Genomic DNA, 11,947 nt, shown 5'->3' on the forward strand with positions numbered 1-11,947 from the left:
TGCTTCTTGCATTTTCCTATCGTCCCTATAGCGCTGTGGCCCCTCATGCCTACCGACGTCATCCACCGGCTCCTGCTCGACAACCTCACGACCGCGGTCATCCTGCTCGATGCGGAGCTGCGTCTGGAGTACATGAATCCGGCGGCCGAGATGCTGTTGGCCATCAGCGGCCAGCGCAGCCACGGCCAGTTCATCAGCGAGTTGTTCACCGAGTCGCCCGAGGCCCTGCAGGCGCTGCGGCAGGCGGTCGATCATGCCCACCCCTTCACCAAGCGCGAGGCGCTGCTGGTCTCCACCTCGGGCAACAGCCTCACGGTGGACTATGCGGTGACCCCCATCTTGGACCGCCACAACACCCTGCTGCTGCTGGAAGTCCATCCGCGCGATCGGCTGCTGCGCATCACCAAGGAGGAGGCACAGCTCTCCAAGCAGGAGACCACCAAGCTCCTAGTGCGCGGCCTGGCCCACGAGATCAAGAATCCCCTGGGTGGCATCCGCGGCGCAGCCCAGTTACTGGCCCGCGAGCTGCCCGAAGAGTCACTCAAGGACTACACCAACGTCATCATCGAGGAAGCGGACCGGCTGCGGAATCTGGTCGACCGCATGCTCGGCTCCAACAAGCTGCCGAAGCTTTCCACCACCAACGTCCACGAGGTGCTCGAACGGGTCTGCAGCCTGGTGGAAGCGGAAAGCCAGGGGCTGATCAATCTGGTACGCGACTACGATCCGAGCATCCCCGACCTGATGATTGATCGGGAGCAGATGATCCAGGCAGTGCTCAACATCGTGCGCAACGCCATGCAGGCCATCTCCCAGCAGAATGAACTGCGCCTGGGCCGGGTGACCCTGAGAACCCGTACCCTGCGCCAGTTCACCATCGCCCATCACCGCCATCGCCTAGTGTGCAAGGTGGAGATCATCGACAACGGTCCGGGCATTCCCCAGGACCTGCAGGAAACCATCTTCTATCCCATGGTCAGCGGTCGCCCCGACGGCACCGGCCTCGGGCTCGCCATCACCCAGAACATCATCACCCAGCATCAGGGGCTGATCGAGTGTGAAAGCCATCCTGGCCACACCGCCTTCAGCATCTTCCTGCCGCTGGAATAACGAGGAGTACGCATGAGCCGTCAGGAGACCGTCTGGATCGTCGACGACGACCGTTCCATCCGCTGGGTCCTGGAAAAAGCCCTGCAACAGGAAGGCATGACCACCGTCGCCTTCGACAGCGCCGATAGCGTCATGACCCGCCTCGGTCGTCAGCAACCGGACGTGGTGATCTCGGACATCCGCATGCCGGGGACCAGTGGCCTGGACCTGCTGTCGCGCATCCGCGAGATGCACCCACGGCTGCCGGTCATCATCATGACCGCCCACTCCGACCTGGACAGCGCCGTGGCTTCCTACCAGGGCGGCGCCTTCGAATACCTGCCCAAGCCCTTCGACGTCGACGAGGCCGTGGCCCTGGTCAAGCGCGCCGGGCAGCATGCTCAGGAGCAACAGGGCTTCGCCGAGCCGGAGCACCTGACCCGCACCCCCGAGATCATCGGTGAAGCACCGGCGATGCAGGAGGTGTTCCGCGCCATCGGCCGCCTCTCGCACTCCAACATCACGGTGCTGATCAACGGCGAATCCGGTACCGGCAAGGAGCTGGTCGCCCACGCCCTGCACCGCCACAGCCCGCGCGCCGCCGCGCCCTTCATCGCCCTGAACATGGCCGCCATTCCCAAGGACCTGATGGAGTCCGAGCTGTTCGGCCACGAGAAGGGTGCCTTCACCGGTGCCGCGGCCCAGCGCCGTGGGCGCTTCGAACAGGCCGACGGCGGCACCCTGTTCCTCGACGAGATCGGCGACATGCCGGCCGACACCCAGACCCGCCTGCTGCGGGTCCTGGCCGATGGCGAGTTCTATCGTGTCGGTGGCCATACCCCGGTCAAGGTGGACGTGCGCATCATCGCCGCCACCCACCAGAATCTCGAAGGCCTGGTGCGCGAGGGCAAGTTCCGCGAAGACCTCTTCCACCGCCTCAACGTCATCCGCATCCACATCCCCCGCCTGGCCGACCGTCGCGAGGACATCCCCGCCCTCGCCCGCCACTTCCTCGCCCGCGCCGCCCAGGAGCTGGCCGTGGAACCCAAGACCCTGCGCAGCGAGACCGAGGAATACATGAAAGGGCTGCCCTGGCAGGGCAACGTGCGCCAGCTGGAGAACACCTGCCGCTGGATCACGGTGATGGCCTCCAGCCGCGAGGTGCTGATCGACGACCTGCCACCAGAGCTGCTCAACCAGCCCCAGGACGCCGCCCCTGCCGCCAACTGGGAACAGGCGCTGCGCCAGTGGGCCGACCAGGCCCTCACCCGCGGCCAGTCCAGCCTGCTGGACAACGCCGTGCCGGCCTTCGAACGCATCATGATCGAGACCGCCCTCAAGCACACCGCCGGCCGCCGCCGCGACGCCGCCGTGCTGCTCGGCTGGGGCCGCAACACCCTGACCCGCAAGATCAAGGAGCTGGGCATGAAGGTGGATGGGCCGGATGAGGAGGGGGAAGACTGAGGCTCTCTACCGAGCCGTAGGTTGGGCTGAGCGATAGCGAAGCCCAACGCTTTGTTTTGGCTTAGGGTAGGGTTAGGTTGCCCTCACTGATTATCGTGCTTTGCTGATGGCTCTTGTTTCGCCTGGCCGGCGACTCATTTTTCTTTGCTTGCGGATCGCCGCCCGGTGCAAAGAAAAGTAAGCAAAAGAAAGCACACCCCACGTTTCGGCCCTCCGTTTCGCTCCGGGTGATTCGCTTCGCTCACCCTTCGGGCCAGCCTGCGGCTGTTACTCCGCTTCGCTACGTTTCCCTCGCCCCGGCGCCGCTCCAGGGGCACGGCACGAAGGGGCCTCCTGCCCCTCGCGCCTTGCTCGGCGTCCTGCCTCGCATTTCCCTCCACGACACCTATGCTCGACCTCACTGACGGGGACGGGCGCCAGCCTGAGAGTTAGGTATTTCCAGTATCTGTAGCGTGGAAAACCGCGCAGCGTTTTCCACTGGCGCGTAACGCCGATCCCTGTGGACAAGGCTTTGCCGTTGTCCACGCTACGGGTCACAGCTCTTCGTACTTCTTCAACCAACACTTTCAGGCTGGCGAATCGCCCCGTTCAGAAGGGTGAACGCCAGTGTCGTGGAGTGGGTCGAGCCGCAGGGATGTGGCGAGAGGTCCAGTGAGCCATGGACGGCCCATCTGGACCGACCCCGGAACGGCGCTGGCGTGAGCGAAGCTTAGCGAAGCGGAGTAACAGCCGCAGGCTGGCCCGAAGGGTGAGCGCAGCGAATTACCCGGAGCGCAGCGGAGGGCCGGATGATCGGGGCAAGCGTTTTTGCTTACTTTTGTCCGGGACGCGTAGTCCGGGACGCGCAGCCGCGACTGAAAAAAGTGAGTCGCCCGGGTGGGCGAAACAAGAGGCACCCACAACACTCGGTAAACAGCCTTAGCACCTAGCACCTAGCACCTAGCTAGCACTGGCTTCACATTGTTGGGCTTCGGCGATGAAGCCGCCTCAACCCAACCTACGAATCCTCCAAAATCATCCAAGCCAAAACTTGGCACACCTCCTGCAATATCCCAGGTAACTACCCTTTTGGGGACCTCGGTACAGGCAGGCTGGGGAATCCCCTCTTTTCTTCCTGAGGCCATCACTCACGGTGATGGCCTCTTTTTTTCGCCCGCGAAAAGCTGCAAACCCCAGGCTAGAGCGCCTCCTGCTCTATAGCCAAGACAAGGGGACTGGCAAAGGCAGCCGAAGCGTCAAGGCACCTCGGCGCTCCACCCCGTTCCGCTCTGGTGCAAACAGCCAGCCTCTTGCCTGATAACGGGGCATTTCAGGGCGTCAGCGGGACCTGGACGTGAAGCACCCAGTCCTCGCCTTCTTCCACGATTCGGTCGCTGGCCTGCAGCGCGCCGCCGACGCCTACCAGCAGCACCTTAAGGTCCTGCCCCTCCTGGCGTACCGTCCAGGAAAAGCTGCCGCCCGGACGCACCACCCGTCCCTGGCGTTCGCCACCGTCCCAGCGGGCCCGGGGCAGACGCAGGCTGAGCGCGCCTTCGGGGCGATAGCGTTCGTAGAACAGCGAGCGATCGGCGGTGATCAGCAATTCGAAGCGGCCGGCTTCCTGGCGACTGTCTACTCCCAGGATGACCGGGCGGCGGGCCTCGGCCGACCAGGGATCGGGATGGGTGCGCTGGTACACCAGTTGGCCGATGATCATGCCGAACAGGCCGGCACCCAGGGCCGCCGAGGCCAGCCAGAGCGTCAGGCGCTGGCGCTGGCTGCGCCATTCGGCCTTGAGCAGCTCGGGATCCTCCACCCGCGCCAGTTCGTCCCGGCGGGCGCGCTGTTCGCGCAACAGCCAGTCGAACAGCCGGCGCCAGAGGCTCATCGCCCTGCCTCGCTCGCGACGCCGCGTCGGCGGCGCAGTACCATAGGCGCTTTGCCAGGCGCCCTGCCCTTCATGTTCGACATCATCCTCTACCAACCGGAAATTCCGCCCAATACCGGCAACGTCATTCGCCTGTGCGCCATCACTGGCTGCCGCCTGCATCTGATCGAGCCGCTGGGCTTCGCGCTGGACGACAAGAAATTGCGCCGCGCCGGCTTGGACTATCACGAGTGGTCCAGCGTGCGGACCCATGCCAGCCTCGCGGCCTGTATAGCAGATTTGCAGCCGCCGCGACTGCTGGCCTTCACCACCAAGGCCAGCCACCCCTTCACCGAGATCGCCTATGCGCCGGGCGACGCCCTGCTGTTCGGCCCGGAAAGTCGTGGTCTGCCGGCCGAGGTGCTGGATTCCCTGCCGCCCGAACAACGGCTGCGCCTGCCCATGTTGCCCAACCGGCGCAGCCTCAACCTGTCCAACACCGTGGCCGTGGCCGTCTATGAAGGCTGGCGCCAGCTGGGCTTCGCTGCACCGCCTGGCTGACCGCCAGAACCTTACTGCCAGACGCGCCGTCCCATGACCTACAGGCACATCGCCAGACCGTCACACGAGGCGCATCATGAGCAAGATCGGCAAACCCAAGGTTGAACGCTACGACGCGCCCTCGGGTGGCTGGGGCTCGGCGCGCTCGGTGACCGAGATCGTCTTGCGCGAGCGAGTGCCACTCAAGTCCGGTGCCCTGCTGGCCCGGCAGAACAAGCATGGCGGTTTCGCCTGCGTGAGTTGTGCCTGGGCCAAGCCCGGCAAGCCCCACCCACTGGAATTCTGCGAGAACGGCGCCAAGGCCACGGCCTGGGAGGTCACCAGCAAGAGGTGCGGACCGGAATTCTTCGCCGGCCATTCCCTCACCGAACTGCGCGGCTGGCGCGACTACGATCTGGAAGAGGTCGGACGCCTGACCCACCCCCTGCGTTACGACGCCGCGAGCGACCGCTATCGCCCGGTGAGCTGGGCCGAAGCCTTCGCCGACATCGGCGCCGAACTCAAGGCACTGGATCCGGATTCGGTGATCTTCTACGCCTCGGGTCGCGCGGCGCTGGAGACCTCCTACCTCTATCAGCTCTATGCCCGCCTGTACGGCACCAACAATCTGCCGGACAGTTCCAACATGTGCCACGAGAGCACTTCGGTGGCTCTGCCCAAGAGCATCGGCGTGACCGTGGGCACCGTGACCCTCAACGATTTCGATCAGGCCGACTGCCTGCTGTTCTTTGGCCAGAATCCTGGCAGCAACAGCCCGCGGATGCTGCATGACCTGCAGGAAGCGCGCAAACGCGGCGCGCCCATCATCACCTTCAATCCCTTGCGCGAGCGTGGCCTGGAGACCTTCGTCAATCCGCAGTCGCCGGTGGAGATGCTGACCGATCACCCCACCCAGATCAGCACCCAGTACCACCAGCTCAAGCCGGGTGGCGACATCGCTGCGCTCACCGGCATGTGCAAGGCCCTGCTGACCGCCGATGACCAGGCCCGCGAGCAAGGCCAGCCCGCCGTGCTCGACCATGCCTTCATCGCCGAGCACTGCCATGGCTTCGCCGAGTTCTGCGAATGGCTGCAACGCCAGGAATGGCCGCAACTGGAGCGCCAGTCAGGCCTCACTCGTAGTGCCCTGGAAGCGGCCGCTGCCGTCTACGGACGTTGTCAGAAAGTCATCGGCATCTATGGCATGGGGCTGACCCAGCATCGCTATGGGGTGGAAACCATCCAGATGCTGGCCAACCTGCTGCTCATGCGCGGCAACATCGGCAAGCCTGGCGCCGGCATCTGCCCGGTGCGGGGTCATTCCAATGTCCAGGGTCAGCGCACCGTGGGCATCACCGAGAAACCGGAACTGGCGCCGCTGGAGCAGCTCGGCGAGCGCTTCGGCTTCACCCCGCCACAGGACAAGGGGCGCAATACCGTGGAGGCCTGCGAAGGCATCCTCGATGGTTCGGTAAAGGCCTTCATCGGCCTGGGCGGCAACTTCCTGCGCGCCATTCCCGAGACCAGTCTGATGGAACCGGCCTGGCGCACCCTGCGCCTGTCGGTGCAAATCGCCACCAAGCTCAATCGCAATCACCTCGTCCCGGCGGACAAGGCCTATCTGCTGCCCTGCCTGGGGCGTACCGAAATCGATCGCCAGAACGGCGTGGAGCAGGCTCACAGCACCGAGGACAGCACCGGCTGCATCCACGGCTGGCGCGGTGTGGCCGAGCCGCCCGAGGGCGAACTACTGTCCGAGCCGGCCATCGTCGCTGGCCTGGCCAAGGCCACCCTGCCGGACAACCCCAAGGTCACCTGGGATGCCTGGGTCGCTGACTATGGCCTTATCCGTAACGAGATCGCCCTCTCCTTCCCGGAGATCTTCCACGACTTCAATGCCAGGATGTGGGAGGTAGGCGGCTTTCATCGCCCGCTGCCAGCGGCCAAGCGCGAGTGGAAGACCGAAACCGGCAAGGCCAATCTCATCGTGCCGCGCAGCCTGGAAGAAGACCCGGACATGCCCGCCACCGGACGGGATGTCTTGACCCTGATGACGCTACGCAGCAACGACCAGTTCAACACCACCATCTACGGTTATCACGACCGTTTTCGTGGGGTGAAGGGCACGCGCGCGGTGCTCCTGATGAATCACAACGACATCGAACGCCTAGGCCTGGCCGAGGGCGACAAGGTGCAGGTGTCGACGGTGGCCGATGACGGCGTGCGGCGCGAGGTAGGCCCGCTGCGGGTCACGCCCTACAACATTCCGGAAGGCGCCTGTGGCGGCTACTACCCCGAGTGCAACGCCCTGATCCCGCTCTGGCACCATGCCGAAGGCAGCAAGGTACCGGCAGCCAAGGCCATTCCGGTGCGCCTGAACAAGCTGATCACGGCGAATGGCGGCTTTCCGGTGGAGCCGGAGGGATATGGAAACTGAATAGTCGCCAGGAGGTAGAGCTGGCACCCGAAACGGTGCCAGACACTATCTTTTACCCTTCCCAACGGCATTAGCGGTTAGCGATGGTGAAAGCCAGCCATTGATTCGCTGAATATCTTTCGCAGAAAACTCTCCGCTCCACCTCAGCAATACGAGTTGGTTGGTGACAAAGCCATATTGCGCCCTGAGATAGTCCCGGCGGCTGAGGTATTCCTGGCGAACGGCATTGAGGATGTCTACGCCAGTGACAGTGCCATAGGCAAAGGACTTTTCCGTAATCTCTCGGGACTTAACCGCAGACTCCAGAGCTTTGTGCGCCGAGACGATCTTGCGCAGATTGGCATCGCTTTGGAGATAGGCAGTTTTGGTTTCCTTGACTACCTGTCGACGCAAGGCTTCGTATTCTTGCTCGGCCACATCGCGTGCGCCATACAGACCCTGGGTACGAGCACTGATGGACCCACCGCTGTAGAGTGGAATCTGTAGATTCACACTGGCAGAAAGGGTATCTACTTTATCCGCCGCTAGGACGTTGTCGTACACGAAGTCACTACGTTGTGCCCCGAAGGCCAGGCTCAAGGTAGGAAGGTGAGCTGCCTTGGCTTCGCTGATCGCCAGCTCCGAGGAATTCAGCGCACTCTGCTTGGCTTGTAACATAGGATTGTGAGCGATTGCCGAAGCTACCCATTCCTCCTCGGCACCTGGCAAAGAGGCGAACAGCGCCCCCTCGTCAATCCGCTTCAGCGGTTGATAAACCTCTTGCCCCAACAGCTCGGCCAGCGCCTCGCGAGCAATCTGAATCTGGTTTGTAGCTTCGATTTCTGCCGTTTCGAGACTGTCCACTCGAGCAGCCAGCTGCAACTTATCGGTAATCGTCGCTAACTGACGCTCGAATAACGCCGAGACCTGATCGAGACTACGCTGCGTAGCTTGGCGTTCGGCCTTGGCCAGTGCGAGTTCATCTTCAGCGGCCAGGACTGCGAAATAACGTTGAACGAGATCGACCGCAGACTGGATACGTGCGTCTTCTGCCTGGGATCGATACTGCCGCGTAAGCTCAGAGTACTTCTTGAAACCACGCCAGGCTGCGGGATTATAGAGCACCTGAGTCAAACTCAAGTTATAGGTTTGCCCGTCATAGAAGAGTGTCCGAGCTCCCTCGGATCTTTTGATACGGCTACTGGCAGCCCCGCCCTTGAGCTGTGGCAGTAACTGCCCCAAGGCTTCGCGTTCCTGGCCAGTTCCAGCCCGGATCTGTGCGTCGGCGCCGAGGATGCGCGGATCAGACGCAACGGCTCTTTGATAAAGCTGCCAAAGATCAAGTGGACTGGAGTCCTCCGTCGACGCCACGGCAACAACTGGTCCGATGCACATCAGAAACGTGATGGCGCACCTTCTTAAGCTGGCCCGATGAAGCATCCCTACTCCTCTATCATCGAACGCGCCATGGCGTTACGAGCGGGCTTGAGAAGGTAGTTGAGCAGCGTACGATCACCTGTATTGATAAGTACCTCGGCCGGCATCCCTGGCTGCAATTCACGGTGCCCCAGTTCCTGCCGCCCCCGATCAGTCAAGGCCACCCGCGCCAGATAATAGGGCGCCCCACTCTTTTCATTTATGAAGCGATCTGCGGAGACGTACACCAGTTCGCCTTCCAATACGGCCGTGGTCGCACCCTTGAAAGCACTGAAACGAACCTCGGCAAGCTTGCCCTGGGCGACCCTATCTATGTCGGCCGGTTGAATCTCCACCTCAACCAACAGATCCGCCCCACCTGGGACGATATCCAGCAGATGACTACCTGGTGCGACCACGCCGCCCAGGGTATGGACGGCTAGCCCCATCACCATGCCGTCCACTGGTGCCTTGATCACCTTTCGGTCAAGCGTATCCTGCTGCCCTCTTAGCTGTTCACGAAGCTCATAGAGGCGGGATTGGGTGTCCGCTAACTGGCTGGCGACTTCCGCCTTGAACCTCTGATTTGCCTGTAGGATCTGCAACTGAGTTTCGCCACGCTGAACGCGCGCCCGAGCAATGGCTGAGCGTTGATCGGCAATCTCGGCCTGTAGCCGAGAGAGGCTGCGTTCCTGATCGCGCAACCGCTCGTTGCTGACAAACCCCTGTTTGAGCAGGTCACTCAAATCCTTGATCTCGCCTTCGTAGGATTTGGCCAGGCTCACCTTGCTCTGGATGTTCGCTTCGAGTCCGCGAATCTGCTGCTCCAGCTCGACATCCCTATTTCTAAGTACCGCGACCTCCCCCCGCCTGGCCGCACGCCGGGCCGCGAATATCTGACGCTCACTGCCGCGCGCCTCTCGAACACGTTGATCATCGACGGCAAGGTCGTCTGCGGTGAAAAAAACATCGCCAAGGTCGTCGCGCTCGGCGATCAACCGGGCTTCGAGTGCCTGGGCCGCAACACGCTGGCTGCGTATTGCTTCGAGCTGGACGCGATCCTGAGTATCGTCGAGGCGCATGAGCACCTCTCCGGCATGTACCCGATCACCGTCGTGCACTCGCAACTCTTGAAGAATGCCTCCCTCCAGATGCTGTACGGTCTTGCGCGAACTCTTCACGGTCACGGAGCCCTGTGCAAGCACGGCGCTGCTCAAGGGCGCCAGTGCTGCCCAAAGACCGCCCAGGCCAAACACCACGAGAAGAATGGCGAAACCAAGCCTACGGATAGGCTGATCGGATACCTTGAGGCCTTCGGCTTCAGCATCGACAAGGGCAGCATGCCTCAACATGTCATACCTCCCGCCCTGACGGGTGGATGCCATTGCCTGCCAAGCCGTCAGGCTCAGCAGACGCCTGCTGCTCCGTGCGGCCTTGCAAATGTGCCAGTACCTTATCGCGTTGACCTGATAGAACGATCTGCCCTTCGTTGAGTACCAGAAGGTTTTCGACATAGGCCAGGGCGCTGACGCGATGAGTCACGATGAGCAGCGTGGTTCCGCTTTGCTTGAGCCGGGTCAAGGCGACGCCGAGTGCACGCTCGCCGTGCTCGTCCAGATTGGAATTTGGCTCGTCCAGCACCACCAAGCGGGGCCGGCCATAGACGGCCCGGGCCAGACCTATTCGCTGCCGCTGCCCTCCGGAAAGGGAGCCGCCCTGAGCACCGATGAGCGTGTCGTACCCCTGGGGCAATCGCAGGATCATCTCGTGAACGCCGGCGAGCTCGGCCGCGTCCACCACGGCCTTGGGATCCACCGGACCGAAGCGCGCGATGTTGTCGCTGATACTACCCTCGAAAAGTTCTATGTCCTGCGGCAGGTACCCCAGGTGCGGCCCCAGGTCACTCCGTGGCCATTGGGCAATATCCGCACCATCGAGACGAATCTTGCCAGTCTGTGGCAGCCAGATCCCTAGCAGTGCGCGGGCGAGCGTCGACTTACCGGCCGCACTTGCCCCCAGGATGCCAACCGAGGCACCTGCAGCTACGGTGAACGTGAGCCCCTTGAGCACAGGCTGAGTGGCTCCGGGGGGTGTCAGAACGACCTGCTCGACGGCCAGACTGCCCCTCGGCTCGGGCAGAGGCATCCGCTGCGGTTCGGCTGGTATCTGGTGCAACAGTTCGTTGAGGCGCCCATATTGACCCCGCGCAGTAACGAATCCCTTCCAGCTGCCGATCATCAGATCTATAGGTGCCAGCGCTCGGCCCAACAGCAGGGAGCCAGCTGTCATCATGCCCGGTGTGATCTGGTGATCGATAACCAGCCAGGCCCCGAGCCCCAGGATCAGCGACTGCAGGATCATCCGCAAGGTTTTGGAAAGGATGCTGAGGGTACCACCCCGCTCGCTGGCTCTAGCCTGGAGTGTCAGTACACGGTTATTGCGGCGATGCCAACGTCCGAAAAGGCTGGGCAGCATGCCCATTGCGGTCACTACCTCTGCATTGCGCAGATTCTTACTGGTGAATTGCGTTGCCCTGGCATGCTCCTGGTTAGCGTCGGCCAGGTGCCTGTTCGTCAAGCGCTCATTGGCATAGGCCAACGCGATCAGCATCACCGCACCGACGACGGTAAAAACCCCAAACAGCGGATGAAAGAAGAACATCACCGCGATGTAGATCGGCAGCCAGGGTGCATCAAAGAAGGCGAACAGCCCTGCGCCGGTAAGAAACTGGCGTAAACCGGTCAGGTCGTGGAGCGCCTGGGCCGAAGTCAAGGCGCCTCCGCTATAGAGCGCCTGCTTGAAACTTGCCTCATAGAATCGCTGATTCAGCAACAGGTCGAGTCGCGTGGACACCCGAATCAGGATGCGCGACCGAACCCACTCCAGAGCACCATAGGTGCTCATCAAGAGCAGCATGATCAGGGTCAGCATGATCAGCGTGGTGACGCTGTAGCTGGAGAGTACCCGATCATAAACCTGCAGCATGTAGAACGCAGGAACCAGCAGCAGTAGGTTGATGAACAGGCTGAAGAAGCCGACCGTCAGGAAGCTACCCTTGCTCTCGGCCAGTGCCCGCTCAAGATCCGTCTTATCGTTGTAATGCATGCAGGTACCAGCTGGAAATCGAAGCGCAAAACCGTGGCCGCCGGACTCTAGCACAGCGCTTGATCGCGCCT

8 protein-coding genes are annotated in these 11,947 nt (G+C 62.4%); 4 read left to right on the forward strand and 4 right to left on the reverse strand.

Annotated features, from left to right (window positions below):
• Positions 1-45 precede the first annotated feature (45 nt).
• Positions 46-1,110 carry a nitrogen regulation protein NR(II) gene (glnL, locus tag APT59_RS20475; protein WP_059316524.1) on the forward strand — a complete coding sequence of 355 codons (1,065 nt, stop codon included), beginning with the start codon at positions 46-48 and terminating at the stop codon, positions 1,108-1,110.
• A 12-nt stretch (positions 1,111-1,122) separates the two neighbouring features.
• Positions 1,123-2,553 (forward strand): nitrogen regulation protein NR(I), encoded by a 1,431-nt coding sequence (gene ntrC / locus APT59_RS20480; protein ID WP_059316525.1) that lies wholly within the window; start codon positions 1,123-1,125, stop codon positions 2,551-2,553.
• A gap of 1,309 nt (positions 2,554-3,862) precedes the next feature.
• Here the strand turns inward: ntrC and APT59_RS20485 are convergent.
• A complete protein-coding gene (locus APT59_RS20485; RefSeq protein WP_059316526.1) occupies positions 3,863-4,420 on the reverse strand; it encodes a hypothetical protein in 558 nt (185 codons plus the stop codon).
• Between the two features lie 72 nt (positions 4,421-4,492).
• On the opposite strand from APT59_RS20485, the gene APT59_RS20490 reads away from it, so the two are divergent.
• Both APT59_RS20490 and APT59_RS20495 read left to right on the forward strand, forming a co-directional pair.
• Entirely contained in the window at positions 4,493-4,960 is a 468-nt protein-coding gene (locus APT59_RS20490; RefSeq protein WP_059316527.1) for a tRNA (cytidine(34)-2'-O)-methyltransferase, read from the forward strand.
• A gap of 76 nt (positions 4,961-5,036) precedes the next feature.
• Positions 5,037-7,376, forward strand: coding sequence for an FdhF/YdeP family oxidoreductase (locus APT59_RS20495; RefSeq protein ID WP_237140545.1), 2,340 nt, complete (start codon positions 5,037-5,039; stop codon positions 7,374-7,376).
• A gap of 45 nt (positions 7,377-7,421) precedes the next feature.
• On the opposite strand, the gene APT59_RS20500 is transcribed toward APT59_RS20495, so the two are convergent.
• Genes APT59_RS20500 through APT59_RS20510 form a run of 3 tightly spaced genes read right to left on the reverse strand, consistent with a single transcriptional unit; the run spans position 7,422 to position 11,876 of the window.
• The gene (locus APT59_RS20500; protein WP_237140546.1) at positions 7,422-8,795 is read right to left on the reverse strand and encodes a TolC family outer membrane protein; all 1,374 of its coding nucleotides are present in this window, start codon (positions 8,793-8,795) and stop codon (positions 7,422-7,424) included.
• A 2-nt stretch (positions 8,796-8,797) separates the two neighbouring features.
• Positions 8,798-10,123 carry an HlyD family type I secretion periplasmic adaptor subunit gene (locus APT59_RS20505; RefSeq protein ID WP_059316528.1) on the reverse strand — a complete coding sequence of 442 codons (1,326 nt, stop codon included), beginning with the start codon at positions 10,121-10,123 and terminating at the stop codon, positions 8,798-8,800.
• A gap of 1 nt (position 10,124) precedes the next feature.
• Entirely contained in the window at positions 10,125-11,876 is a 1,752-nt protein-coding gene (locus APT59_RS20510; RefSeq protein ID WP_059316529.1) for a type I secretion system permease/ATPase, read from the reverse strand.
• Positions 11,877-11,947: the final 71 nt, after the last annotated feature.

This window comes from Pseudomonas oryzihabitans (genome assembly GCF_001518815.1).
Taxonomy (GTDB): domain Bacteria; phylum Pseudomonadota; class Gammaproteobacteria; order Pseudomonadales; family Pseudomonadaceae; genus Chryseomonas; species Chryseomonas oryzihabitans_E.